This window comes from Marisediminicola antarctica, assembly GCF_009930795.1.
GTDB classification, from domain to species: domain Bacteria; phylum Actinomycetota; class Actinomycetes; order Actinomycetales; family Microbacteriaceae; genus Marisediminicola; species Marisediminicola antarctica.
The window spans coordinates 1,342,989-1,367,577 of the sequence record NZ_CP017146.1 but is presented as its reverse complement, the minus strand read 5'-3'; the positions used below and the strand labels follow the sequence as shown (position 1 = coordinate 1,367,577).

Annotated in this window: 23 protein-coding genes and 1 tRNA gene; 6 read left to right on the top strand and 18 right to left on the bottom strand. The window is 69.9% G+C overall.

What is annotated here, in order from left to right:
* From BHD05_RS06515 to BHD05_RS06490, 6 genes are all read right to left on the bottom strand, one after another.
* Complete coding sequence (locus BHD05_RS06515) at positions 1–1,299, bottom strand: pyridoxal-phosphate-dependent aminotransferase family protein (RefSeq protein WP_236966684.1); 1,299 nt, start codon at positions 1,297–1,299, stop codon at positions 1–3.
* A gap of 156 nt (positions 1,300–1,455) precedes the next feature.
* Positions 1,456–3,024 carry an AtzH-like domain-containing protein gene (locus BHD05_RS06510; RefSeq protein WP_236966683.1) on the bottom strand — a complete coding sequence of 523 codons (1,569 nt, stop codon included), beginning with the start codon at positions 3,022–3,024 and terminating at the stop codon, positions 1,456–1,458.
* Complete coding sequence (locus tag BHD05_RS06505; RefSeq protein WP_418763838.1) at positions 3,008–4,135, bottom strand: acetamidase/formamidase family protein; 1,128 nt, start codon at positions 4,133–4,135, stop codon at positions 3,008–3,010. The genes BHD05_RS06510 and BHD05_RS06505 overlap by 17 nt, the downstream gene beginning before the upstream one ends.
* Before the next feature lie 107 nt (positions 4,136–4,242).
* On the bottom strand, positions 4,243–5,622 hold the full coding sequence (locus tag BHD05_RS06500) for a glycoside hydrolase family 1 protein (RefSeq protein ID WP_161885707.1): 1,380 nt from the start codon (positions 5,620–5,622) through the stop codon (positions 4,243–4,245).
* Positions 5,619–6,929 (bottom strand): D-arabinono-1,4-lactone oxidase, encoded by a 1,311-nt coding sequence (locus tag BHD05_RS06495; protein ID WP_161887394.1) that lies wholly within the window; start codon positions 6,927–6,929, stop codon positions 5,619–5,621. Before BHD05_RS06495 ends, BHD05_RS06500 begins: the two co-directional genes overlap by 4 nt.
* An 8-nt stretch (positions 6,930–6,937) precedes the next feature.
* Positions 6,938–8,170: an amino acid deaminase/aldolase gene (locus BHD05_RS06490; RefSeq protein ID WP_161885706.1), complete on the bottom strand. Its 1,233-nt coding sequence runs from the start codon at positions 8,168–8,170 to the stop codon at positions 6,938–6,940.
* Between the two features lie 315 nt (positions 8,171–8,485).
* Here BHD05_RS06490 and BHD05_RS06485 point away from each other — a divergent pair, with 315 nt between their 5' ends.
* A complete protein-coding gene (locus BHD05_RS06485) occupies positions 8,486–10,519 on the top strand; it encodes a hypothetical protein (RefSeq protein ID WP_161885705.1) in 2,034 nt (677 codons plus the stop codon).
* A gap of 37 nt (positions 10,520–10,556) precedes the next feature.
* Here the strand turns inward: BHD05_RS06485 and BHD05_RS06480 are convergent, their stop codons facing one another.
* The 11 genes from BHD05_RS06480 to BHD05_RS06430 all read right to left on the bottom strand — a co-directional run bounded on the left by BHD05_RS06480 (position 10,557) and on the right by BHD05_RS06430 (position 20,253).
* Complete coding sequence (locus BHD05_RS06480) at positions 10,557–10,976, bottom strand: hypothetical protein (RefSeq protein ID WP_161885704.1); 420 nt, start codon at positions 10,974–10,976, stop codon at positions 10,557–10,559.
* Positions 10,977–10,978: 2 nt separating this feature from the next.
* Positions 10,979–11,055: transfer RNA gene (locus BHD05_RS06475), tRNA-Leu, on the bottom strand.
* 27 nt (positions 11,056–11,082) lie between these two features.
* Positions 11,083–12,402: an NAD(P)/FAD-dependent oxidoreductase gene (locus tag BHD05_RS06470; RefSeq protein WP_161885703.1), complete on the bottom strand. Its 1,320-nt coding sequence runs from the start codon at positions 12,400–12,402 to the stop codon at positions 11,083–11,085.
* Between the two features lie 27 nt (positions 12,403–12,429).
* Positions 12,430–13,680 (bottom strand): S8 family peptidase, encoded by a 1,251-nt coding sequence (locus tag BHD05_RS06465; RefSeq protein WP_161885702.1) that lies wholly within the window; start codon positions 13,678–13,680, stop codon positions 12,430–12,432.
* Positions 13,677–14,246 carry a DUF501 domain-containing protein gene (locus BHD05_RS06460; protein ID WP_161885701.1) on the bottom strand — a complete coding sequence of 190 codons (570 nt, stop codon included), beginning with the start codon at positions 14,244–14,246 and terminating at the stop codon, positions 13,677–13,679. The genes BHD05_RS06465 and BHD05_RS06460 overlap by 4 nt, the downstream gene beginning before the upstream one ends.
* Positions 14,243–14,752: an FtsB family cell division protein gene (locus tag BHD05_RS06455; protein WP_161885700.1), complete on the bottom strand. Its 510-nt coding sequence runs from the start codon at positions 14,750–14,752 to the stop codon at positions 14,243–14,245. The genes BHD05_RS06460 and BHD05_RS06455 overlap by 4 nt, the downstream gene beginning before the upstream one ends.
* A 20-nt stretch (positions 14,753–14,772) precedes the next feature.
* Entirely contained in the window at positions 14,773–16,053 is a 1,281-nt protein-coding gene (gene eno / locus BHD05_RS06450; protein ID WP_161885699.1) for a phosphopyruvate hydratase, read from the bottom strand.
* A gap of 383 nt (positions 16,054–16,436) precedes the next feature.
* Complete coding sequence (gene hisS / locus BHD05_RS06445) at positions 16,437–17,717, bottom strand: histidine--tRNA ligase (RefSeq protein ID WP_161885698.1); 1,281 nt, start codon at positions 17,715–17,717, stop codon at positions 16,437–16,439.
* A 44-nt stretch (positions 17,718–17,761) separates the two neighbouring features.
* A complete protein-coding gene (locus BHD05_RS06440) occupies positions 17,762–18,535 on the bottom strand; it encodes a sulfite exporter TauE/SafE family protein (protein WP_335920179.1) in 774 nt (257 codons plus the stop codon).
* Positions 18,535–18,837: a rhodanese-like domain-containing protein gene (locus BHD05_RS06435; RefSeq protein WP_161885697.1), complete on the bottom strand. Its 303-nt coding sequence runs from the start codon at positions 18,835–18,837 to the stop codon at positions 18,535–18,537. Before BHD05_RS06435 ends, BHD05_RS06440 begins: the two co-directional genes overlap by 1 nt.
* 27 nt (positions 18,838–18,864) lie before the next feature.
* A complete protein-coding gene (locus tag BHD05_RS06430) occupies positions 18,865–20,253 on the bottom strand; it encodes an MBL fold metallo-hydrolase (protein WP_236966681.1) in 1,389 nt (462 codons plus the stop codon).
* An 87-nt stretch (positions 20,254–20,340) separates the two neighbouring features.
* On the opposite strand from BHD05_RS06430, the gene BHD05_RS06425 reads away from it, so the two are divergent.
* From BHD05_RS06425 to BHD05_RS06410, 4 genes are all read left to right on the top strand, one after another.
* Positions 20,341–20,598, top strand: a complete 258-nt coding sequence (locus BHD05_RS06425; RefSeq protein WP_161885696.1) for a metal-sensitive transcriptional regulator — start codon at positions 20,341–20,343, stop codon at positions 20,596–20,598.
* Between the two features lie 91 nt (positions 20,599–20,689).
* The gene (locus BHD05_RS06420) at positions 20,690–20,965 is read left to right on the top strand and encodes an SHOCT domain-containing protein (protein ID WP_161885695.1); all 276 of its coding nucleotides are present in this window, start codon (positions 20,690–20,692) and stop codon (positions 20,963–20,965) included.
* The gene (locus tag BHD05_RS06415; RefSeq protein WP_161885694.1) at positions 20,965–22,422 is read left to right on the top strand and encodes a multicopper oxidase family protein; all 1,458 of its coding nucleotides are present in this window, start codon (positions 20,965–20,967) and stop codon (positions 22,420–22,422) included. Before BHD05_RS06420 ends, BHD05_RS06415 begins: the two co-directional genes overlap by 1 nt.
* 62 nt (positions 22,423–22,484) lie before the next feature.
* Positions 22,485–22,901: a DUF302 domain-containing protein gene (locus BHD05_RS06410; protein WP_161885693.1), complete on the top strand. Its 417-nt coding sequence runs from the start codon at positions 22,485–22,487 to the stop codon at positions 22,899–22,901.
* Positions 22,902–23,124: 223 nt separating this feature from the next.
* Here the strand turns inward: BHD05_RS06410 and BHD05_RS06405 are convergent, their stop codons facing one another.
* Positions 23,125–23,781 (bottom strand): nucleoside triphosphate pyrophosphohydrolase, encoded by a 657-nt coding sequence (locus BHD05_RS06405; protein ID WP_161885692.1) that lies wholly within the window; start codon positions 23,779–23,781, stop codon positions 23,125–23,127.
* An 87-nt stretch (positions 23,782–23,868) separates the two neighbouring features.
* Between BHD05_RS06405 and BHD05_RS06400 the strand changes: the two genes are divergently transcribed.
* Positions 23,869–24,495: an alpha/beta hydrolase gene (locus tag BHD05_RS06400; RefSeq protein WP_161885691.1), complete on the top strand. Its 627-nt coding sequence runs from the start codon at positions 23,869–23,871 to the stop codon at positions 24,493–24,495.
* Positions 24,496–24,589 lie beyond the last annotated feature (94 nt).

The window sequence follows — 24,589 nt, the reverse complement described above, 5'->3', positions numbered from 1 at the left end:
TCATGCGCCGCCGCCGGGGGAAGCTGCCGAACCTGCGCCGGCCGCGACCGTGGCGAGGTCGGCATAGGCCTCGAGTGCCGCCCCGACGCCGCCTCCGGGAGTGACGCGTGCGCCACCCGCACGGAGCACCTGCTCGAGGGCGGCGAGGGTCGTGAGCACGGTGTCGCGGCGGGCGTTGTAACCCATCGTTCCGATGCGCCAGATGCGGCCATGCAGGGGACCGAACGACGTGCCGATCTCGATTCCGAAGTCGTTGAGCATCGTCGAGCGCGCCCCGTCGCCGTCGATGCCGTCGGGGATCTCGACCCCGACGACGTTGTTCATGCGGTGGGCCTGGTCGCCGAAGAGCACGAGGCCGAGACCCGTGAGCCCCTCGACCATTGCGGTCCCGTGCACCCGGTGCCGCTCGACGGCGTTCGTCATGCCCTCCTCGACCAGCAGCCTCGCGCACTCCCGGGCGCAGTAGAGCATGCTCGTGGCCTCGGTGTGGTGGTTGAGGCGCTTCTCGCCCCAGTAGTCGAGAACCATGGCGAGGTCGAAGTAGTTCGACCGGATCGGGGACTGGCTGACCGGATCCCCCGGGGAACGAATGCCGGCCTCGATGCTCTTCCGTGCGGTGATCACCTCGACCGCGCGCGGCGAGAGACTGATCGGGGCGCTGCCGGAGGGACCGGCGAGGCACTTTTGCAGTCCGGCGGTCACGGCATCCAGCCCCCACGCGTCGAGGTGGAACTCGTTGCCCGCGAGCGAGGCGGTGACGTCGGTGTAGAACAGCACGCCGTGCCGCCGGCAGATCTCGCCGAGTTCGTCGAGTGGCTGAGCGAGTGTCGTCGAGGTGTCGCCATGCACGATGGCGAGCAGCTTGGGCCTCGTCTCGGTGATCGCGGCCTCGATCTGCTCGGGGGTGAAGACGGTGCCCCACTCGGTCTCGATCACGTGTACCTCGGCACCGCAGCGCTCGGCGATCTCGCGCAGCAGGTGGCCGAAGCGGCCGAAGATCGGCACGAGCACCCGGTCGCCAGGCTCGATGAGCGAGACCAGGGCGGCCTCGATGCCCGCGCGGGAGGTTCCGTCGACGACGAGGGTCGCCTCATTCTCAGTGTCGAAGACGCCTCGGTAGAGCGCCATCGTTTCGTTCATGTACGCCGTCATCACCGGGTCGTACTGCCCAATGAGCTGCGCCGACATCGCCCGCAGCACCCGCGGGTCGGCGTTGATCGGGCCGGGACCCATAAGCAGTCGGGCGGGCGGGTTGATCTGCTGGCTGGCGATGGTGGCGCTCCCTGGACTTTGACGCATTTGTTTCAGTGCACTGAGCATACGCAACATCTGTTTCAGATGGGTTTCGCGCTGGGTTGCGTACTGGCTGAGCGCCATCCTCCGCGAGTCGCCCAGCTGTGTCCCCTCCAGCACCCCGGGAGGGACTTGAGTGGGCAACTCGCGCAGCGCTGGCACCTACCCCCTCGGGTGCGTCATCCGCTCGCCGACCTCGATGAGTCGGAGGTCGCTGCCGCGCGGACCGACCAGGCACAGCCCCACCGGCCCCTTCGCCACACGCAGCAGCGGCACCGACAGGGCGGGCATCCCAGCGATCCCGGCGATGCAGGTGAGGCGGAGCGTGCGAGCGCGGGTCTCCTCGTTCTCGGCCGCGCCCATCGTCGCCTGCGGGGCTGCGGAGGATGCTGCGGGCAGTAGCAGCACGCGTCGATCGAGCGCACGCTCGATCTCGACCCGGGCGGCGAGCACGACCGCCCGGGCTGCCTCCTCCTCGTCGGTGCCGAAGCCGGATGCCCAGGCGAAACGCCCCGCGATGTCCGCGCCGAGGGCGCCGGGGTGCGCTGAGATCCAGTCGCCGTGCGCCCGCCACGCCTCGGCTGCTTGCACGGTGCGGAACGCCTCGAACAGCACATCGACGTCGGGTAGCTCGACCCGTTCGAGATCGTCGAGCAGACCGCCCAGCCCGGCAAGCGCGTCGTCGAAGGCGGCCCGCACGTCGGCATCGGCGAGCGCGGTCACGGCGTCGCACACCGCGAATCGCCTCAGCTGCACGGCATCCGGATCCCCCATCGGAAGACTCACCGAGGCGGCCATCGCGAGCGTGGCCGAGTCGCGGGTGAGCCAGCCGACAGTGTCGAACGACGGTGCGAGCGGCAGCAGTCCGCTGCGGTCGACGGCGCCGTGGGTCGTGCGCAGCCCCCACAGGCCCTGGTACGACGCCGGAACCCGGATGGAGCCTCCGGTGTCGGTACCGAGGCCGATGTCGGCCTGGCCGAGCGCGACGGCGGATGCCGGACCGTTCGACGATCCACCCGGGATGCCGCCGACCACAGCGGGGTTCGGCGGGGTCCCGTAGTGCGGGTTGCGGCCGGCGATGCTGTACGCGAACTCGTCGGTGCGCGCGATCCCCTGCACATCGGCGCCCGCCGCGAGGAGCGCGCCCACCGCGGGCGCGCTGGCCGTGGCTCGCGGAGACTCGGCGAGAAACGCCGGCACGCCCGCTCCGACCTCATGCCCGGCGACATCGAACAGGTCCTTCACCGCCACGCGGCGGCCGACGAGGGCGCCGCCGGGCTCGCCGACGACGGGCGGCGTGCCGACCCCCCGCCACACCGACGGGTCGATCGCACGCGCGGGCCCGCTCACGTGGGCGGCGTCGATGACCCAGCCCGACGCGCCGCGGCGCCAGAGCTGAGTCTGCTGGCCGCGCCCGCCGGCGGGCGGGGCGAGCACCGAGACGACGAGGGCGTGATCGTCGTCGATGGTGCGCACCTCCACCGACGTGATCTCGCGCCGAGGGGCGCCACCCCGGCCCTGCCGGAATCGGCTGATCCGGTCGTGCCCGACGAGCAGCCCCGCCGCATCCCCGCGCATCGTGGTGTCGCCCTCGGCGAAAAATGCGTCGAGGGCCTCGAGGTCGTTCGCCATGAGAGCATGCTCGTAGGCGTCGACCGCGTCGAGCAGCCCGTCTGGAGGGTGGATGCCGGGCGCGCCCGTCGAACCGTCGCTCTCAACCACCGAAATCACTCACCCTGATCCGCGCGTGGACGCCCTTGACGACATCCACCACCTGCGAGATGTTGAAGTCGGTCGCCGCGCTGAGGTACGCGTAGGCGAGGTGTGCCTCCATGCCGTACCGGGCCTGCAGCAGGGCGATCGCCGCCCGCACACACTGGCGCACCGCTTCGTCGAGGTCGTCGTCCATGCCGGTCGGCACAAGGAACTCGGTCGTCTCGACGAGCGGACCGACAAGTTCGCCGAATGACTCGAGGGCTTCGGCACGGGTCACGACCTCGAACCGCAGGTCGGCGCGCAGCGACGCCTCCATCGCGGTCAGCGCGACCTCGCCGTCACCCTGGGCGAAGTGCGGGTCGCCGACATACGCGAGCGCGCCGTCGACCTGCACAGGCAGGTACAGCGCCGATCCCGCGGTGAGCAGGTTGATGTCGAGGTTGCCGCCGTGTGGGCCCGGCGGCACAGAATGCGGGCGCGTGTTCCCGGCGATCGCGACGCCCATGATGCCGAGGAACGGGTTGAGCGGAAACCGCACTCGCGGCCCGCCGCCCTCGCGCAGAGGCAGGCTGCCGAGCCCGTCGTCGTCGACAGAGGCGAAAACGCTCACCGTGCCATCACCGGCCGGGTATTCTCCCGGCAGCGCGCCGCGGGCGTGGCGGTTCGAGATGATGCCGTACGGCACCCGCGGCTGCACGCCCAGCACCGTGATCTTGAGCAGGTCGCCCGGCCGGGCGCCGCGCACCGCGATCGGTCCGCTGACAACGTGCGGTCCGTCGCTGTCGGCCTGGCTCGTCGGTCCGGCATTGCGGCGATGGTCGGAGGCCGCGACCGCCACCGCGTCGTCGAGAACACCATCCCGGTCGACGCCGTGCCCGGTGAAGAACGCGGCCGGGTCGCGGCCCTGGTCCTCGAGGATGCCCTCGTGGCTGAGGGTGTCGATCGTCACCTCGGCGCCGGAGTCGATGGTGAGCACGGGCCTGTCGGCGGCGCAGGGCAGCCGGCCCCAGAGGTAGCTGCCGGGCTCGACGGGCAGGTAGTGCGGCGAGCGGATGGGTCCCTCGCCCGAGTTGAGGATGCGGGCGCCGAGCAGCACTCCGTCGGTGATCGCGGGGTCTGGGGTCACTTCAGCCGCCTTCGGGTCTCACGGTCGATCGGTCACACTGCCCTCTCACAGTAGCGCCGCACCCGGCAGCCGCCCGCCAGCATCCGCCCGCCCGGCATCCGCCCGCGTCAGCGGTTGCCGAGCAGCTCCTGCAGAAAGCGGTAGCTGCGCTTGGGCGTGCGGTCCTGTGTGTCGGCGTGCACGTGCACGAGGCCGAATGGCTGCGTGAACCCTGCCTCCCACTCCCAGCCGTCGAGCAGCGACGACACGACGTAGCCCTGCAGGTCGACTCCGGGAGCCCCGGCGAATGCGACCGCCAGGTGTTCCGCGAGATGCGCGCACCTGGCCTCGTCGTCGATCGAGCCGTCGCGCTGCACCACATCGGGGTAGCTCGCGCCCACGGTCAGCACGACTGGCGGCAGGGCGTCGCCGTAGCGGTGCGCGAGCTCCCGCAGCGCGACGCGAAGGAACTCCGGCGCGTTCGGCAGGCCGGAGCCGGTCGTCGAAAACTCCGGCCACGGCACGAACGAGAAGGGGAAGTGGCCCGGCCCGCCCGACCGGATGCGCGTCGGCGCGTGATAGCTCAGCCCGTAGAAGTCGATGGGCCGGGAGATCGCCGCGAGGTCGCTCGGCTGGATCTCGTCGAACGCCGAGGTGAGATGGCGCAGCTCCTCCGGCAGCTCGGGAAACCGTCCGAGCAGCAGCGGGTCAGAGAACAGCCTGTTGTGGATCGTGTCGAACAGCTCGGCCTGGAGAACGTCGTCGTGCTTGTCGGATGCCGGCTCGACCGGCGAGTGGGTGTTCGCGATGCCGATGCGGCCGCGCACGTCGGCGGCCCGCAACGCCTCGACGGCGAGGCCGTGGCCGAGAAGCTGGTGGTGCGCGGTCGGCAGGGCGTCGAACAGCAGGGTGGCGCCCGGCGCGTGCACACCGAGGGCGTAGCCGCCCAGCATCACGGTGGCGGGTTCGTTGATCGTGACCCACGAGTCGACCCGATCGCCGAAGGACTCGCCAGCGAGGTAGGCGTAGTCGGCGAGCCGGTACGCGGTATCTCGATTGAGCCACCCGCCGGCGTGCTGCAGCGGCTCGGGCAGGTCCCAGTGGTGCAGCGTGACCATCGGACGGATGCCGGCGGCGAGCAGCTCGTCGATCAGACGGTCGTAGAACGCGACGGCGGCGCGGTTGGCGCCGCCCCGGCCGTTCGGCTGCAGCCGGGGCCAGCCGAGCGAGAACCGGTAGGAGTCGACGCCGAGCTCGCGCAGCATCCGCACGTCGTCGCTCGTGCGGTGGTAGGCGTCGGCGGCGACCGCCGCGGTGCTGTCGTCGACAATGCGGCCGGATTGGCCCATGAAGGTGTCCCAGGTCGACGGTTCGCGACCCTCGTCGCGCACGGCACCCTCGACCTGCATCGCCGACGTCGCGACGCCGATGCTGAGGCCGCTGGGCGCGAGCGCGGCGAGCCCGGGCACGTCGTGCAGCCAGGGACTCTCGGTTTTCTTCGAATTCATGGGCCGAGCACCTTCTCGAGGTAGGCGTTGCTGAAGAGGCGGTCGGGGTCGAGCCTGTCGCGCAGTGCGACGAACTCCGCGTGTCGAGGGTACGCCTCGGCGAGCGCCGCGGCGCCCTGAAAGTGCACCTTGCCCCAGTGCGGCCTCCCGCCCTGGGCGATGAGGATCTGCTCGACCGCCCGGAAGTACTCGAGCGGGTCCTCGCGGTAGTGGCGGTGCACGGCGATATATCCGCTTGCCCTGCCGGTCGCGGGAGAAAGCCACAGGTCATCGGCGGCGGCCGCCCGCACCTCGACAGGGAAGGAGATCCTCCAGCCGCGGTCCTCAATGAGGCTGCGAATCTCACGCAGCGCCTGCGGCACCGCCTCGAGCGGGATCGCATATTCCAGTTCGCGGAAACGCACCGTGCGCGGCGTCGCGAACACTCCCGTCGACCACTCGGTGAACTCCCGGTCTCCGGTGAGCGTCGTGGCGAGTCGGTTGATGGCGGGGGTGAGCGCGGGCACGAGCCGCGCAAGACCGCAGGTCAGAGAGAAGATCGAGTTGGCCATGAAGCGGTCGTCGAACCAGGCGCGCGCGGGCGACAGCCGCCGCCGCGGCGCGGTTCCCGGCAGCCGGGTGTTCGTCTTGGTCAGCACGATCTCGGTATGCGGGAACCAGAAGAACTCGAAATGGTCGACCGCCGCCGACCTCGCCTCAAAGTCTGCGAGCACGGCGCCGAGGCGCTCCGGCCGCTCGACCGAGTGCAGGAGGAAGGCGGGCACACACTGCAGCGTCACATCGACGATGACGCCGAGGGCGCCGAGCCCGATCGCGGCCGCGGGCAGCAAATCGGCGTGCTCGATTGGGCCGGCCCCGGTGTCGCCGATCCGCAGCACCGCAGCATCCGCGGTCACCATCGTGAGGCCGACGACGCGGGTCGCGATGCCGCCGAAGCGCACCCCGGTGCCATGGGTCCCCGTCGAGATCGCGCCGCTGATCGTTTGCGAGTCGATGTCGCCGAGGTTCTCGAAGGCGAGCCCGTTGGCCTCGAGCAGCTGGCCGGCGTCGTGCAGGGTGGTGCCGGCGGCGAAGGTGGCCCGCGATGTTGCCGGATCGAGGCGGATGAGCCCCGTGAGGCCCGAGAGGTCGAGCTGGATGCCGGTCGCGATCGCGATCCCGGTGAAGCTGTGCCCGGAGCCGATCGCCTTGACCCGGATGCCGCGGGTGGCCGCCTCGCGGACGACCTGGGCGACCTCGTCGACGCTGACCGGGCGGGCGACCGATTGCGGGCGCACGCGCACGCTCCTGCCCCAGTTCTGCCAGATACCCGTGCTCACAGGAACGCCCGGCCCTCGCCGCGGTATGTCGGCACGAGCGCGTCGATCCGGCCGCCCGAGACGACGGCGATCTCGCTGAGGTGTTCGGAGAGCTCCCCCGCCTTTGCGTGCCGCAGGAAGACCCGGTCGCCGATGCCGAGGCCACGCGCACCCGGGCCGGTGAACGGGGTCTGCACCTCCCCGGCACCCTCGCGGGGCATCAGTCGCAGCCCGGGTGGCCAGACCGGAATCGGGGAGCGGTCGGCGCCCGTCACACCGGACGCGATCCACCCTCCGCCGATCGCGCCAGCGATGTCGTCCCTCGGCTTGCGCACGATGCCGAGCGCGAAGCCGACCGCGGGGGCCGGCCGGAAGCCGCGGTAGTGGTCGAACAGGTGCGGGCCGACCAGCCCGCTGCCCGCCGCGATCTCAGTGACGGCCGCCTCCGCGGCGGTCGACTCGATCGAGCCTGTGCCTCCGCCGTTGACGAACTCGAGGTCGGCCACCTCGCGCACTGCGGCGACGGCGAGAGCGCGACGCTCCGCGAGTTCCGGAATCGAGGCCAGCTTGGCTCGGCGCACGAGCGCCGAGAACACGGCGCGCCCTGGGGCGTCGTCGACGAGGCCGGCAATCTGACTCTCGTAGGCCATAAGCCCGACGAGAGAGAATCCGGGGCGCGCCTGCACCACCTCCGCGAGCGCCCGCGCCGCCGCGGGGGTGTGCACCGGCGAGCGCCACGCGCCGAAGTGTCCGACCAGGGGCGCGTTCCACGAGGCATCCAGCTCGAGGCAGAGGCGGATGCTCTCGCGTTCGGTAGGTGGGATGACCGCGTCGATGAGGTCCAGTTGCTCCACCGCGTCGACCATGAGTGTCACCCGTCCGGCGAGGAGAGGTGAGCGGGCGAGCGCGCGGATCGCGGCGCGGTGCGTTGTCGGGTAGCCGACGACGACATTGGTGATCTCCTTCGCGAGCCAGAGCGCCTCCGGCAGCGTGTAGGCGAGCACGCCGGAGAAGCCGGGCAGCGCGAGCACAGCATCGATGACCGCTCGAACGCGAATCGACTTGGTCGCCAGGCGAATTGACGTGCCCGCAGCCCGGTCGAGAAGGGAATGGGCGTTCCAGGCGAGCGCCTCCAGCGACAGCACCCCGAACGGCGGGTCGAGCTCGGCGGTTGCCCGGTCCAATCCGGCCCAGTAGCCTGCGGCGTCGAGCCACGGCGCCCCCGGGGGACGGGCGAGATTGAGGGTCATGCGCGCCCGTCCCGGAGGTTTCCGGTACCGGAACGGCGAGTCGCTGCGCAGACCGGCAGCGGCCGATCCTGGACAACGTGGCGCATGTGCTGAATCTACCGTCCCGCGTCCCACCCGGCCGCGGTAACCATTGCACAACGTGCCGGGGAAAGGTTTGACTCTCGTTCCGGGAGCCAGCTAAATGGGATCACGGTGCAATCACTTTCCCCAGATTCTCCCCGGCGGGCGTCGCGCAGCACAGCCAGGACCCCCGACCGGGCGCACCGCAGAACAGCCCGCGCAACAGCTATTGCGTTCCTGGCCCTTACAGTGCTGATGGCGACGGGCGCACCGGCCAACGCCGCGTTCGAGACCCCGACGCCAGACCCCAGCGCATCGGCCGCTCCGAGGTCGTCCCCGGCGGTTCCTACCGCGACCGCCGTCACGACCTCGCCCGGCGAATTCTCGCCCACGGGCTTGGTCGCCGTGTCTGGCACCCGCCAGCCGGGCAGCAGCATCGAGGTCACCCTCACCGAAACCGGAGCGACGATCTGCGCGGTGGAGGGCGCGGATGCCGAGGACTGGTCGTGCGCCGGGCTGCAGCGCCTGCCGAACGGGTCGGGAATCTCTCTCACCGCGACCGAGAAATCTGCGGAGGGCGCGGTCGCGCCGGGGACGACGACAGTGGATGTGCTCGCACCTCCCGGGATGGACGGAAGCGCCAGCTACCTGACCACGGGGCTGGTGTCGGGAAATGGACATCCGGGATCGCGCGTGACGGTGTCGATCGACGGTGTGGTCGATCCGAACTGCTCGTCGGTGCCGGTGTCGTCGAGCACCTACTGGTCGTGCAACGTCTCCGCGCCGACCGGGGGACCGTATTTCGTGCGTTCCCAACAGTCCGACTCGTCGATCGGGGGCGGGTCGTTCTCGGGCTACTCCGACGTGCGCCGGGTGACGGTGGACCGCGATGCCCCAGCGGCTGCAGTCATCACCTCACCGCGCAGCGAGGGCAGGATCGTCGGGCCGCGGATCGTCGTCTCCGGTACCGGCGAGAGCGGTTCGACCGTCGACGTCTACGTCGACAACATCCCCGCCTGCACCGCCGCGGTCATGAAAAGTAAGTGGGCCTGCGACATTGGCGACCACGGCACGGGGCCGCACCTGCTGCAGACGCTGCAGAGGGACGCCGCCGGCAATTTCGCGGCCCCCAGCGAGCAGATCCGGGTCTACTTCGGCCCTCGCGACGCTGGCGCTCCCCCGCCCACCCCGGCGGCGCCATCCGAAACCCCGGCCCCCGCACCCTCGCCGGAGCCGGAGCCGGAGCCGGAGCCCTCCGACGATGACGCCAGCCCGGCTCCGGTGCTCCCCGCGCGGCCGGACATTCGCGATTGGTCCGCCCCGGCGCCCGACGAGGCGCTGACAAACTGGGGAACCCCGAGCGGGTTCGGTGGCACCCTCACCACCTTCACCGATTCGGTGCGCGCACCCTGGTACTCGTCCCTCATCCTGAGCCTCGCTTTCCTCTCGCTCATCGCCCTGCCCCTACGGTTGCTCGCGTCCGCTTTGCGCGGGAGGGTGCGCCGTCCTCGCGGGCAGCTCACCGGGCGCAATCTCCGCGCCGATCCCGCCGCCGACATCCCCAGGCCGATCAATCCGTGGATCGCGGGTGCGGTTCCGGTCGCCGCGGCGGCCGGTCTCATCGTGCTCACGGGAGGAGTCGAGGGTGAGGTGCGCTACCTCCGCCTTGCCCTCGCGGTCAGCATCGGGCTCGCGATCCTCAACGTCGTGGGCACCGCGATCGTCACGCGGCTCGGCTCGGGGTGGGCGGGCACGAGCAGGCGGCTGCGCTTCGTTCCCCTCCTGCTGCTGGCGGCGGCGCTCGCGTCGCTGGCGTCGCGCTGGACCGGGATGGACCCGCCCCTGGTCGCCGGTGTCCTGATCGGCGCGGTGTTCGCCGCCGCCACTCCCGTGCGTGCGCGCGCGATCGTCAACCTCATCCACGTCGGCGGAATCCTCGTGCTCGGCGTGCTGGGCTGGCTCGCACACGGCGTTCTGGGGCCCGTGCAGGGATTCTGGGGCTCCCTGACCAGCGAGATACTCGCCACCGTGTGCCTCGCCGGCCTCGGGTCGGCGCTCGTGCTCGTGCTCCCGATCGCAACACTGCCGGGCCGGGTGATTCTCGAGTGGTCGCTCGCCGCCTGGGTCACCACCGTTCTCCTCGTCGCCGGCACCGTCGCCACCGTCATCTACGGGACCGCCCTCACTGGCGCCCTGCTGCCGTGGCTTGCCACCGCTGCAGTCTTCGCGGCGCTCAGCCTCGCGATGTGGTTGTTCGTGCGATTCGTCGAGCCGCGCGCCACGTTGTGAGCCAGTTCGCTGCCGGACGCCGCGAAACGGGCAGGGTTCAGTCGGCGAAGTGGGCGATGCGAGAGGGCTTGTCGACCAGAATTGGGTTGGTCGATGGGGATGATTCGGATGCCGGCAGGGCGGACGCCGCCTGCTCCTCGTCGGTGACGATCACGAATGGTGTCCCTTCGAAAATCGCGAGTACCGTCGCGTGCCCCGAGAGCCTCTCGGTGGTCGTGGTGACCTCGCCCCTGCGCCGGCGATGCTCGGGGCGGGTGCCCGCCATCTTTCGCCCGACCTCGGCCGTCCATGACTCCCGTCCGACCTTGAATGCGACCCGCCTGATCCGCCGTCCGGGCGCGGCGGGAACCGCGCCGGCCAGCCCCGCGAGGCGGCGGTAGGCGGCCTCGTTCGCATCCGGCAGCCCGGCATCCGGCAGCCCGGCATCCGCGGCCCCGGGCACGAAGAACGTGGTCATGCTGGTACCCCCGGTGGGACTTGAACCCACACTGGAACGATTTTAAGTCGCCTGCCTCTGCCGATTGGGCTACGGGGGCACGCCCATACAGGCGCACCCGTCGAGCCTAGACCTTGGGGCGTGACGCGACCTCGGCGAACGCGGCGCGTGGGGCCGCGCGGGCCTCGAGCGCCACGATGTCGCGGCGCAGGAGGAAGTTGAGGATCCACGTCGTGAATACCCTGATCTTGCGCTCCCACATGGGGATCGCGAGGCCGTGGTAGCCGCGGTGCATGACCCACGCCGGGAATCCGGTGATTGCGATCTTGCCGGACTGGAACACACCGACGTAGAGACCAAGGGTTGCGACCGCGCCAAGGTTCTCGTGCTTGTACTCGGCCGGCGCGTCGCCGCGGAGCACACCGACGATGTTCTTCGCCATGAGCTTTCCCTGGCGCACGGCATGCTGGGCGTTCGGAACGCAGTAGCCACCCACACCGTTGCCGGTCAGGTCGGGAACGGCGCTCACGTCTCCGGCACCCCAGACGTCGGCGACCACGCCGTCGTCGTTGATGACGCGGAGGTCGGCGCCGACGCGCAGGCGCCCGCGCTCCTCGAGGGGCAGGTCGGTGTTGCGCAGCACGGGGTTGGCCATGACTCCGGCGGTCCAGATGATGAGGTCCGACTCGAACGACTCGCCGGTAGACAGCTCGACGCGTCCGTCGACGGCGGAGGTCAGCTGGGTGTCGAGGTGCACCTCGGCGCCGCGCTGGGCGAGGTTCTTGAGAACCCAGTGACTGGTCTTGAGCGACACCTCGGGCATGATGCGGCCCATTGCCTCGATGAGGTGGAAGCGGGTGTCGTCGAACGTGATGGTCGGGTAGTACCGCAGAAGCGAGGTCGCGAAGCTGCGCAGCTCGCCGAAGAGCTCGATGCCGGCGAAACCGCCGCCGACGACGGTGAAGGTGAGGAGACGGTCGCGCTCGGGCCCATCGGCAAGGTTCGCGGCGCGGTCGAAGTTGCCGAGAACGCGGTCGCGGATCGCGATTGCCTCCTCGATTGTCTTGAGCCCGATCGCCTCGTCGGCCACTCCGGGAATCGGGAAGGTGCGGGAGACAGCACCGGCGGTGACGACGATCTGGTCGTAGTCCATCTCCCAGGGCTCGCCGATTGCGGGTGTGATCGTCGCGGTCTTCGCCGTGTGGTTGATTGCGGTGACCTTGGCCGTGACGACCTCGGTCTTGTAGAGGTGGCGACGCAAGGAGACGACCGCGTGGCGGTCTTCGACAGAGCCGGACGCGATCTCCGGCAGGAAGGGCTGGTAGGTCATGTACGGCAACGGGTCGACGATCACGACATCCGCTTCACCGGCGGTCAGCCACTTCTCGAGCCCGAGGGCAGTATAAAAACCGGCATATCCGCCGCCGACAATAAGGATTTTTGGCACGGCCCTTAACCTACCACCGTGGGCCGATCAGCTTTCGCGCCGCAACCGCCTCAGCTGGCGACCGGCGAGCACCAGCGCAAGCACCAGCAGCGATCCGAAGCCGCCGACGACGAGCAGCGGGATGCCAACGTCACGGAGCGATTCGACGGTCGGCAGTGCCCCGCCGAGCGGATTCGACGGTGCTGCGGGGGGAGGCGCAGGGGCCGGTTCTGCGCTCGCACTCGGGCTCGGCAGCGGCTCCGACGGCTCCGGCGCGGCCTCCGCGCGTCGGTTCAGCCTGATCCATTCTCTGAGATCACCCATCGGGTTCGCCTCGACGAGCGCGACCTCGTCGAACACCGCGGCGCGCGCGTCGATGAGCCCGTACCCGTAGAGCGGGCTGGGAACCGCGCCCGCGACAGGGGTGGCGGTGCGGATGACCCTGTTGATGACGTTGTTGGCATCGAGTTCCGGATGCGCGGACCGCACAAGCGCGACGAGCCCGGCGACCAGCGGCGCCGCGCCACTCGTGCCGGCCCACTCGAAGTAGGTGTCGCCGGTTCCCGCGCCGACCAGCGCCTCGCTCGGCGCGGACACCGAGATCGTGATGCCCTGCGAGGACGCGTCGTCGCTGGCCTGCGCCGAGCGGTCGACCCCGGCCACCGTGAGCACGCCGGGCATCGTCGCCGGGGCGCCGACGACGGCCGTGCCGCTGCCCCGGTTGCCGGCCGCCGCCACCACCACCACGTCGTTCTCCATCGCGTAGAGGAAGGCATCGTCCCAGCTCTGCGGCCAGTCCAGCGTGTTTCGGGTCAGCGACATGTTGATGACGTCGGCGCCGTTGTCGACCGACCAGCGCACGGCATCCGCGATCTGCTCGTCGCTCGTTCTCGTGCCGACGCCGAACCCGACCGACACCGCGAGCAGGGATGCCGCCGGGGCGACGCCGATCACGCCGGCGCCGTCGCCGTGCCCGCGGCCGGCGAGCACCGATGCGACGAGGGTGCCGTGCCGGCTGTCGTCGCCGACCGGGGTCTGGCCGTTCGGGCTGCCGATGCCGGAGACATCCGTCCCGCCGACGACGGCGCCGCGCAGGTCTTGGTGGCTGCCGTCGATGCCGGTGTCGATCACCGCGATCGTGACGCCGGCGCCGCGGGTGGCCTGCCAGGCGCCGGTGATGCCGTACTCGGAGAGCCAGTACTGGCGGTCCCGGATCTCGTCGGCGGCGGCCGGCTGCGCGACGACGAGAACGGATGCCGCGACGACGACGGCCGCGACCGCGGTGGTCCAGCGCTTCACTCGGTGGTCCGCGCGCTCGCCGTCGTGTCGGCGCGATCGCGGGCGGCGTCGCCACCTGGCGAATAGTCGACGCACTGGCAGACGTCCGGCGACCAGGATGCCCGCTCGAGCGCGAGGTCGCCGATCGGGTTCACGCCGGGTCCGGCCGAGAGGGAGTGGCCGGCGAGGGCGTGCAGGCACTTCACCCGCGTCGGCATCCCCCCGGCCGAGATGCCGGCGATCTCATCGACGACTTCGACACTCTCCCGGTCGGCGAGGTAGGCATGGTGGGCAGCAGTGTAGGCCGCGGCAGTCGTCGGGTCGTCGGCGAGCAGCCCTTGGAGCTCGGCCATGACCTGGGTAGCCTCGAGCGTCGAAATCGCGGCGGTCGCTGCGGGGTGGCACAGGTAGTAGAGCGTCGGGAACGGGGTGCCGTCGCCGAGGCGGGGCTTAGTCGCGACGACTGTCGGCGCCCCGCAGCGGCAGCGCGCGGAGATGCCGATCACGTTGCGGGCCGGGCGGCCCAGCTGGTGCGAGACGATGCGGATGTCGTCTTCGGTGGGCGGGTCGAATGGTGGTGTGCTCATTGCTCGCCTCCGTCGACCGGGGGCGCGACGATCTCGTCGGCCGGGGCATCCGTGAGCCCCGCGGTGAGCACCGACGACAGCATCGAGTCGATCCAGTCGACCTTGGTCGTCTGGATTTCCTCACTGATCGGCAGGCCGTCGGGCGCGGTGACGGTCATTCCATCGTCGATGACGAGAAAGCTGAACTCGCCGGGATACACGTAGTCGAGGCGCTCCCGCGCGAGCGACTGGATGTAGCTGGGGTCGTCCCAGCGCGCCCGCTGACCTTCGAGTTCGTCGACGGCCTCCTGCTGCTCGGCGACGTCGGCCGTGAGGGCCGCGATCTCCTGCCGCTGCTCGACGAGAATCCGCAGGCTCGGCGCGAGCACGACAACGGTGAGCACAATAAGGGTCAGCGCCGCGATGGTGAACCCGGACAGGCGGATGCTGCGGAGCCAGCTCGCGGCACCCGTGTCGAGGGTCGGCAACGCAACAGAGACTCTCTTGGTGCGTTGCCGACTCGTCATGCCTTACAGACTAAGCGCGCTCAGGCTGTGAAGCGGGGGAACGCGCTGCGTCCGGCGTAGACCGCCGCGTCGCCGAGTTCCTCTTCGATGCGAAGCAGCTGGTTGTACTTGGCAACCCGCTCGGACCGCGCGGGGGCGCCGGTCTTGATCTGGCCGCTGTCGGTCGCGACGGCGAGGTCGGCAATCGTGGTGTCCTCCGTCTCGCCGGAGCGGTGCGAGAGAACGGCGGTGTAGCCGCTGCGCTGCGCGAGGGTGACCGCGTCGAGCGTCTCGGTCAGCGTGCCGATCTGGTTCACCTTGACGAGGATCGAGTTCGCGGTCTTCAGCTCGAGGCCCTTGGCGAGGCGCTTCGGGTTGGTGACGAACAGGTCGTCGCCGACGATCTGCACCTTGTCGCCGATCTGGGCGTTCAGCTGGGCCCAGCCCTCCCAGTCGTCCTCGGACAGCGGGTCCTCGATCGTGACGAGCGGGTACGCGTCAACGAGCTCGGCGTAGTACGAGCCGAGGTCGCCGGCGGAGATCTTCTTGCCCTCGAACAGGTAGGCGTCGTCGTCGAAGAACTCGGTCGCGGCGACATCCAGTCCCAGCGCGATGTCCGTGCCCGGGGTGAACCCGGCCGACGCGATGGCCTCCATGAGCAAGTCGAGCGCGGCACGGTTGCTGTCGAGGTTGGGGGCGAAGCCACCCTCGTCGCCGAGGCCCGTGCTGAGGCCCTTGGCATGCAGGATGCTCTTGAGCGCGTGGTACGTCTCGACGCCCCAGCGCAGTCCCTCGGAGAAGGTCGCGGCGCCGAGCGGCAGGATCATGAACTCCTGGATGTCGACGTTGCTGTCGGCGTGCGATCCGCCGTTGATGACGTTGAGCATCGGCACCGGCAGGGTGTGCGCGTTCGGGCCGCCCAGGTAGCGGAACAGCGGCAGGTCGGAAGAGTCGGCCGCGGCCTTGGCGACGGCGAGCGAGACGCCGAGGATGGCGTTGGCGCCGAGGCGGCCCTTGTTCTCGGTGCCGTCGAGCTCGATGAGCTCGGCGTCAATCAGACGCTGGTCGGTGGCGTCGAGGCCTTCGATCTGCAGCGAGATCTCCTCGTTGACGGCGTCGACGGCCTTGAGCACGCCCTTGCCGAGGTAGCGCTTCTTGTCGCCGTCGCGCAGTTCGTACGCCTCGAAGGCGCCGGTGGACGCGCCGGAGGGCACTGCAGCGCGCGAGACGGTTCCGTCTTCGAGCATGACCTCGACTTCGACAGTCGGGTTGCCCCTCGAGTCGAGAATCTCGCGGGCTCGTACTACCTCGATCGCTGACACCAGTGATCTCCTTTTGTATGCGTGGATGGTGGGGGTCGACGCTCAAGGCGCCTCATTCGCGTGCGCTGAATATCCTACTCGCGCACCGCAAACGGGCCGTGAGGCTGGCGAGCCGGGCCGTACGCGCAGCGAGCCGGACCGTACGCTCAGCGTGCGGGGACGCTGCCCGCCGGCCCGGGTGCGAGCCTGGCTGACACTTCATAATTCAGGAGTTGTGGTGGCAGTATTCAGGAGCTGCCGGCGATCACGCAGGTATCCAGCGGGCATCCGCTCGATCGCGGTAGATTCCTGCGCCGGCACTCCCGTCACGCACGAATCGGCCACCGCCAGCCCATCCACTCCTGAATAACGAAAGTCGCCCACTCCTGACGACGAAAGGGCGGTCAGGCCAGCGGGCGGAAGGACAGCTCGTCGATGTTCGCGGTTGATGTTCCGACAGTAGCGAAGCTCGTGAATCCGGATGCCGCCAGCTGCGCGAACAGCGGCTTGAGGTTGCGCGGCTTGCGCTCGAGCCGCACCCGGCGGCCCTGCGCGATGAGCGCGGTCTTGAGCGCGACGAGCGTGGCCGGGGGAACATCCACGTCGTGCAGCAGGGCAACCGCGTCGCCGGGATCGCCGGTCGGTAGCCGCACGAGGTCGACGATGCGCTCGAAGCCGATCGAGAAGCCCGCAGCGGGCACGTCCACCCCGAGGAAGCGTCCGATCATGCCGTCGTAGCGTCCGCCGCCGCCCAGGGAGGAGGCGAAGTCCGGGTGCGCGATCTCGAAAATCGTGCCGGTGTAGTACCCCATGCCGCGCACGAGGAACGGGTCGAACTCGAGGGCCACGCCGGGACCCGCGGCCAGCACGGCATCACCGAGCGCGGCGAGCTCGGCGACGAGCTCAGCATCCACCCCCACGGGGAGCGCGTGCGCGATCGCCGCGTGACCGAACGGCAGCGGCTCGCTCAGCGCGGGTCTGGCGAAGAAGTCGTGCAGGGCGTCGATGGCCTCGGCGCCGAAGCCTCGGTCGCGCAGTTCGGCGACGACGCCGGCGTGCCCGATCTTGTCGAGCTTGTCGATCGTGATGACGACCGCGTCGTGGTCGGCGGCGGCGAAGCCGAGAGAGGCGAGCATGCCCGTGAGGATGCGGCGGTCGTTGATGCGGATGCTGCAGCCGTCGAGTCCGAGCGCGCGCAGTGTCGCCGCCGTGGCGGTGATCAGCTCGACCTCGGCGAGCGGCCCGGCCTCCCCGATGATGTCGATGTCGCACTGCACGAACTGGCGGTAGCGGCCCTTCTGCGGGCGCTCGGCCCGCCAGACCGGCGCGATCTGGATCGCGCGGAACACCGAGGGCAGCTCGGAGCGGTGGCTCGCGTAGAACCGGGCGAGCGGCACCGTGAGGTCGAACCGCAGCCCGAGGTCGGCGAGATCGAGCGCGTCGGTCGCGGCGGCGAAGTCCTCCGACGTGAGCCCACGCTTGAGCACGCCGAAGGCGAGCTTCTCGTTGTCGCCGCCGAGGCCGGCGTGCAGCCTCGAGCTGTCCTCCATGACCGGCGTCTCGATCTCGTCGAAGCCGTGCTCCGCGTAGACGCCGCGGATGATGCCGAGCACGCGCTCACGGTGGGCTTTATCTGCGGGGAGGAAGTCGCGCATTCCGCGCGGAGGATTGACGGGAGAAGCCATGCGTCGATTCTCTCGCACCGCCGCGCCGTGTGCCGCGCCAGCAGCTACCCGGCGAGCAGCGCGTACGCGCTCGAGACCCCGGTGAACGCGGCCACGAGCAACACGAGCACCGCAAAGACCGTCTTCACCAGGTTGTCCGGCAGCCGCCCGGCGAATCGGGCAGCCACGAATGAGGCGGCAATCGCGGCCGCGGCGAACACAGCCACCACGGGCCAATTCTCGCTGCCGGCCAGCGAGCCCGCATGCGCGGAGAGGCCCGCGAGCGCATTGACAATGATGATGACGAGCGAGGTGCCGACCGCGGTTGCCATCCCGAGGCCAAGCAGCAGCGTCAGCGCGGGAATGATGATGAATCCGCCGCCGATGCCGAGCAGTCCGGTGAGAAAGCCGACCCCGAGGCCGACGGCGACGCCCTTGACGATGCGGATGCCGAGGCGCCCCGGCGTGCGCGGCACGCTGGGGCGGCGTCCGGCGACGAGCATCCGCACGCCGGCAGCGACCATGAGCACGGCGAAGGCGAGCAGGAGCGCGTCCGGGTCGATCAAGCGACCGACAGCGGCGCCGAGCCAGGCCGCGGGGATGCCGGCGGCTCCGACGGTGGCCGCGGCGGTCCAGTCGACACCCCGGCGGAGCCGCGGCAGCACGGCGACGATCGAGGAGAGCCCCACGATGATGAGCGAGGCCGGGATCGCCTCCCGGGGGCTCAGTCCGGTGCCGTAGACGAGGGCGGGCACCGCGATGATCGAGCCGCCGGCGCCGACGAGGCCGAGGATGGCCCCGACGAGCAGGCCGAGCGGTACGGCAATCAGCAGCGGCATCAGGGCAAGCTGACCGGGAGGCCCTGGGCGGACCACTCGATCATGCCGCCACCCATCGTGTCGCAGTCGAACCCGGCAGCGGTCAGCGCCTCGGCGACCCGGGCGCTGCGTGCACCGCTGCGGCACACCGCGATCACACGACGGCTCGGGTCGAGTTCAGCGAGCCGAGCGCTGATCTCGCTCATCGGCAGGTGCGCGGCCGTGGCCACCATGCCGGTGTGCAGCTCATTCGCCTCGCGCACATCGATCACCTGGGCCGCCTCGTCGGCGTTCAGCACCTCTGTGCAGGTTATTTCTCTCATCGGCGACTCCGTTGGTTATGCGGAAGGTTATGCGGAAACGGGCACGTGCAGGGCCGCCCACTCGTTGTAGCCGCCGACGACGTCGGTGACCTCGTCCCGGCGGGCGGCACGAAGCACGCTCGCCGCGACGCTCGAACGCCAACCGCTCGCGCAGTGCACGATGATAGGGCGCCCGGAGGGCAGCTCGCCGAGTCGCTGCGGCAGCTCGGCGAGCGGGATGAACTCGGAGCCGGGAATGAATCCCGCTTCGCGCTCTCCCGGGTTGCGCACGTCGAGAACGATCGCGCCGGTCCGCTCCGCGACCTCGTCGAGCTCGGAAGCGTCGATCCGATTCGCGGTGCGCACTAGTGACGAGAGTTGCTCGAAAGCGCGCTCGGGCTCCGGCAGGAAGCCGACGGCACGGTCGTAGCCGATGCGGCCGAGGCGCAGCGCGACCTCGTCCTCACTGCCCGGATTCGCGACGATCAGCACGTCGTCGCCCTCCGCGAGCACCATTCCGGCGGTCTCGGCGAAGCGTCCGTCGATGCCGACGTTGAACGAGCCGACGAGGTGGCCCGACGCGAACTGGTCCGGGGTCCTCGCGTCGACAATCTTGACGCCCGCGGTGATGAGGTCGCGCACGGCGTCCACCGTGAGCGGTGATGCGATCGTGGTGCGGCCCATGAGGGCGTGCGCCCGCCTGTTGAGCAGCGCGTCGGTGGCGAAGTACTGCGGGATCGCAGGCTGGCCGCTCGTGATCATGGCGACGAAGGCGTCCTCGTCCATGGGGGCGACCGAGGGGTTCATGAATCGCTGGGCGCCGATAGTCGACTCGAGCTCCTCGGAGAGGTTCTTACCGCACGCGGAGCCGGCGCCGTGCGCGGGAAGCAGGCGAACGGAATCTGGGAGCACCATCAGGGTGTCGTGGATGGAGTGGTAGAGCGCGTGGGCGAGCTCGATCGGCGAGGCGCCGACGGATGCCGCGAGGTCGGGCCGGCCGACGTCGCCGATGAACAGGGCGTCGCCGGTGAGCACCGCGTGGGGCAGCTCGTCGCCGGCGTGCTCGCGCACGAGGACCGAGATGGACTCCCAGGTGTGGCCGGGGGTCTCGAGGATCTCGAGCTCGACGTCACCGAGCGAGATGCGCTCGCCGTGGGCGAGGTGGCGGATCTCGTAGTCCGTCTCGGCAGCCGCGCCGTAGCCGATCCACGCGCCGGTCGCGGAGGCGAGCTCGAGGTGCCCGGCGACGAAGTCGGCGTGGAAATGAGTGTTGATAACCCCGACGATGCGAAGTCCGGATGCCGCGGCGTCATCAAGATATTCCTTGATGTCGCGGCGGGGATCCACGACGACTGCCTGGCCCGTGGATTCGTCAGCGATGAGGTAGGAGCCGTGGGAGAGGCACCCGAGGTAATACTGCTTCAGGATCATGGTCATGGCGCCATGTTACACATACCCCCCAGGGTATGCAAGATACCCGGCAGGGTATAGGATTGGAGTCTAGTTACCCAACAGGAGGCACAGATGGACCTCGATCCGACCGACATGAAGCCTGTGATCAATCGACTTCGCCGCGCGCAGGGCCAGCTCGCCGCCGTGACGCGCATGATCGAGGAGGGCAAGGACTGCAAGAGCGTCGTGACCCAGCTCGCCGCCGTCTCGAGCGCACTCGACAGGGCTGGCTTCTCGATCATCGCGACGGCGCTGCAGCACTGCATGACGCAGGAAGACCCGAGCCTCGACCAGGCCGAGTTGGAAAAGCTCTTCCTCTCGCTCGCCTAACCGAGGATCGTTGGAGCTGCACTCGTCACGGCTTCACAGTCGGCACAACGAACAGAACGGCACAACGAAACGTAACGCAAGGAGGCACAGAATGATGTGGGGAAACGGATACGGAACGGGCGGCATGTGGCTGTTCGGAATCATGGTCTTTCTCGGACTCATCCTCGTGATCGGGGCAGTCGTCTGGGCCATCGCGCGCGGCAACCGCGGCAGCGGCACCGGGCAGAACGGCTCAGACCGCGCTGGCCAGCCCTACAACCCCGGGCCGAGCAGGGCGAGGCAGATCCTCGACGACCGCTACGCCCGAGGCGAGATCGACGCCAAGGAATACCGAGACCGACGGGACGCCCTCAGCGAGGGTCCGTGATGCCGCCGGTCAGCCGACGCACGATCCTGATCGTCGGCGGGGTCGGCGGACTCACCGCGCTCGTCGGCGGCGCCGGACTGCTCTGGGGAAGCACTGGGTCCCAGCTGCCCGGCGGAACCGGCACCTTGAGTGGCGCCGACGACCTGCTCCAACCCGAGATGGTGCGCAGCGATGCCGGCCTTCTGCGCGTGCGACTGTCGTCCGCCGAGGCAGCCGTGCGGATCGGCGGACGCGAGGCCACCGTGCTCACCTACAACGGCTCCCTCCCGGGACCGACCCTCGTGCTCCGGCCCGGCGACCGGCTCGAGGTGGAGCTCGAGAACGGCCTGGACGCCATAACGAACCTGCACGTGCACGGTCTGCACGTCACCCCCCGCGGCAACGGCGACAATGTGCTGCTGGCGATCGACCCGGGCGACACGGTCGACTACGCGTACGACCTGCCCGCCGACCACGCGCCGGGGGTCTACTGGTACCACCCGCACCACCACGGCAACACCGCCGACCAGGTGGCGGCGGGCCTCTACGGCGCCATCATCGTCGAGGACCCCGAGCCCATCGCCGTGACCCGCGAGCGAGTGCTCGTCATCTCCGACCTCTCCCTCGACGGGGCGGGGCGCGTCGCACCGGCATCCACGAGGGACCGGATGATGGGCCGCGAGGGCGAGCTCGTGCTCGTCAACGGCCAGCTGGCGCCCACGTTGTCCGCGCGGCCAGGCGAGCGGGAGCGGTGGCGCGTCGTCAATGCGTGCACGTCGCGGTATCTGTCACTGCGGCTCGACGGCCAGGGCCTGCAGCTGCTCGGCATGGACTCCGGCCGGGACGCCGAGCCTGAATCGGTCGAGGAGGTGCGGCTCGCGCCCGGCAACCGGGCGGACCTGCTCGTCGACGCGGCATCCGGCTCCTCGACGCTGCGCACCAATCCGGTCGAGCGCGGGTCGATGCCCGGCATGATGGGCGGCCCGACCACCACCGGCGCCGATCTCGCGGTCTTCGAGGTCTCCGGCGACGCTGTCGACGTGCCGCCGCCCGTTCCACGCCAGAGCGCCCCGCGCGACCTGCGCGACGAGGCCGTCACCGGCCGCCGTGAGATCACCCTCGCGATGGGCATGGGCGGCATGGGGGCGAGCGGGATGGCCTTCACGATCGACGGCCGCGAGTTCGCAGCCGACCGGGTGGACACGAGCGTCGACCTCGGCGCGGTCGAGGAGTGGACCCTCGTGAACACCAGTCCGATGGATCATCCGTTCCACCTGCACGTGTGGCCGATGCAGGTCGTGGAGTATCCCGGCACCTCGATCGACCGGCCGATCTGGCGGGATGTCGTCAACCTGCCGGCGAGGTCGCGGGTCCGGGTGCGAGTCCCATTCGAGGACTTCACCGGAACCACCGTCTACCACTGCCACATCCTCGACCACGAGGACCTCGGAATGATGGGAATCATCGAGGCCCGGTAGTCCGCCAGACCACCACCGCACAGACCACCACCGCACGGGCACGTCAACGAAAGGACACACCCATGACCTACGCCATCACCATCACCGTTCCACTCGCCTGGGACGAGGCCCTCCGCCGCACCAAAGAGGCGCTCGCGGAGCAGGGCTTCGGCATCCTCTCAGAGATCGACGTGCGTGCCACCTTCACAGCCAAGCTCGGCCAGGACGATGGCGACGAGCTCGGCGACCTCGTCATTCTCGGAGCCTGCAATCCGGGCCTCGCCAGCCGCGCGCTGCGGGCCGAACCCGACCTGGGCCTGCTGCTCCCGTGCAACGTCGTGGTTCGACGGGGACCGGATGCCGACGCGACCGTCATTCAGGCGATCGCCCCCCAGACGATGGTGCAGCTCACCGGCAACCCCGCCGTCGCCGAGGTCGCCGACGATGCAGAGGCACGTCTGACGCGCGCTCTGCGGAGCCTCGAGGCCACCTCCGCCTGACGACCCGGTCGGTCGCGACACGCCGCATCAACACGTGCTGCATGCGTTAGGCAATCGACGGTTCTGCGTATACCCTGTCAACCGAAAGGCATTCGGGTTGCCTTTTGCTGGGTCGGCGCTTTCGGGTAATCGTGCCGACCTTGGCAGCACAGCCCCCTCGTTGATGGATCTCGAGATCTGACTGCCCGGACGCCCTCCCCCACCCCCTTCGGGAGGGCGTCCCCTAGTCTTTCCCGGTGGTCTCCGCGACCCGAATGTGGGCCTGAAGCCCCCGAAGTGCGCCGCGCAGTGCACGCTCGGCGTCGAGGCCGTTCGCCGCGGCCGACGCCACAAGAGCGAGCAGCGTCTCTCCCAGTTCCTCCTCGCTCGCCGGAGCGAAATCGTGCCGGGCTGGCTCGATTCCGACGCGCTGGGCCCGTCCGAGCAGCTTCTCGGCGAGGAGCAGCGACGGCATCGCCTGCGGGATGCCGTCGAGCACGCTCGTGCGGCCGGGCTTCTCGACCGCCTTGAGGTCGTCCCACACCGCGGAGACGTCGGCGGCGGTCTCCGCCGTCGTGTTCCCGAAGACGTGCGGATGCCGCCCGACCATCTTCTCCGTCATGCGCGCCGCGACATCATCGATGTCGAATCTGCCCTCGGTGCGGTGCGCAGCGATGTCTGCGTGGAAGATCACCTGGTAGAGCACATCGCCGAGTTCCTCGATGAGCTCGTCGCGGCTGCCCGATTCGATCGCGTCGACGAGTTCGTACGACTCCTCGATCAGGTGCCGCACGAGCGACTCGTGGGTTTGCTCGAGGTCCCAGGCGCAACCGCCCGGCGCGCGCAGTCGCGCCAGCACAGAGATGAGTTCATCGAGTTTCGGATGAGGGGCGCCGGTCATGCCCTCATCCTCCCACCAGCGTGCTGGGCCCGGCCGACCCCATTGATAACGTTGTGCGGCAGGTGGGCGAACACACGGAGGCGGGCAATGCAGGCAATGAGAATCGATCCGGATGCCGTGCTCTGGTCCGCTCCGGAGCGTGAGCGAGCCGGGCGCCCACTTCTCGTGCTGCTGCACGGCTACGGCTCCCACGAGGGAGACCTGTTCGGACTCTCGCCCCAGCTGACGCTTCAGCCGGTCATCGCCTCGGTGCGAGCGCCGCTGCGCGCGGGCTCGGGCTACGCCTGGTTCCCGTTCTCGCCCGAGGAGGCGCCTGTCGCGGGCACCGCCGACGACACCGCGCGTGCCCTCCTCGCGTGGCTCGACACGACAACGTCGACGTCGGTGGGACTGCTCGGCTTCTCACAGGGAGGCGCGATGGCACTGCAGCTGCTGCGTCACGCGCCGACCCGCTTCGCCTACGCCGTGATGCTGGCCGGGTTCGCGAGCGACGAGGGCGAGGGCGACGCTGACCTCGCCGCGGCGAGTCCGCCCGTGTTCTGGGGACGCGGCACCGCCGACCAGGTCATCCCCGCCGAACTCGTCGCGCACACCCAGCGCTGGCTGCCGTCGCACTCAACCCTCACCGAGCGGATCTACGAGGATCTCGGCCACGGTGTCTCCGCCGCAGAGCTCGGCGACGTGAGCGACTTCATCCGGCGCCAGCTCGCCTGACACGCCGTGCCGGCTCACCCGACGCACCGCACCGGTCCGCCAGCACCGGCCAGCCAGCACCGGCCAGCCAGCACCGCGGTCCTCGACGGCCTGG

Coding starts and splice junctions, on each gene's coding strand:
- BHD05_RS06515 (WP_236966684.1), bottom strand. CDS start 1,299: ATGCGTCAAAGTCCAGGGAGCGCCACCATCGCCAGCCAGCAGATCAAC.
- BHD05_RS06500 (WP_161885707.1), bottom strand. CDS start 5,622: ATGAATTCGAAGAAAACCGAGAGTCCCTGGCTGCACGACGTGCCCGGG.
- BHD05_RS06405 (WP_161885692.1), bottom strand. CDS start 23,781: ATGACCGGCGCCCCTCATCCGAAACTCGATGAACTCATCTCTGTGCTG.
- BHD05_RS06410 (WP_161885693.1), top strand. CDS start 22,485: ATGACCTACGCCATCACCATCACCGTTCCACTCGCCTGGGACGAGGCC.
- BHD05_RS06485 (WP_161885705.1), top strand. CDS start 8,486: ATGGCGACGGGCGCACCGGCCAACGCCGCGTTCGAGACCCCGACGCCA.
- BHD05_RS06400 (WP_161885691.1), top strand. CDS start 23,869: ATGCAGGCAATGAGAATCGATCCGGATGCCGTGCTCTGGTCCGCTCCG.
- BHD05_RS06415 (WP_161885694.1), top strand. CDS start 20,965: ATGCCGCCGGTCAGCCGACGCACGATCCTGATCGTCGGCGGGGTCGGC.
- BHD05_RS06425 (WP_161885696.1), top strand. CDS start 20,341: ATGGACCTCGATCCGACCGACATGAAGCCTGTGATCAATCGACTTCGC.
- hisS (WP_161885698.1), bottom strand. CDS start 17,717: ATGGCTTCTCCCGTCAATCCTCCGCGCGGAATGCGCGACTTCCTCCCC.
- BHD05_RS06490 (WP_161885706.1), bottom strand. CDS start 8,170: ATGACCCTCAATCTCGCCCGTCCCCCGGGGGCGCCGTGGCTCGACGCC.
- BHD05_RS06430 (WP_236966681.1), bottom strand. CDS start 20,253: ATGACCATGATCCTGAAGCAGTATTACCTCGGGTGCCTCTCCCACGGC.
- BHD05_RS06440 (WP_335920179.1), bottom strand. CDS start 18,535: ATGCCGCTGCTGATTGCCGTACCGCTCGGCCTGCTCGTCGGGGCCATC.
- BHD05_RS06460 (WP_161885701.1), bottom strand. CDS start 14,246: ATGAGCACACCACCATTCGACCCGCCCACCGAAGACGACATCCGCATC.
- BHD05_RS06435 (WP_161885697.1), bottom strand. CDS start 18,837: ATGAGAGAAATAACCTGCACAGAGGTGCTGAACGCCGACGAGGCGGCC.
- BHD05_RS06455 (WP_161885700.1), bottom strand. CDS start 14,752: ATGACGAGTCGGCAACGCACCAAGAGAGTCTCTGTTGCGTTGCCGACC.
- BHD05_RS06420 (WP_161885695.1), top strand. CDS start 20,690: ATGATGTGGGGAAACGGATACGGAACGGGCGGCATGTGGCTGTTCGGA.
- BHD05_RS06480 (WP_161885704.1), bottom strand. CDS start 10,976: ATGACCACGTTCTTCGTGCCCGGGGCCGCGGATGCCGGGCTGCCGGAT.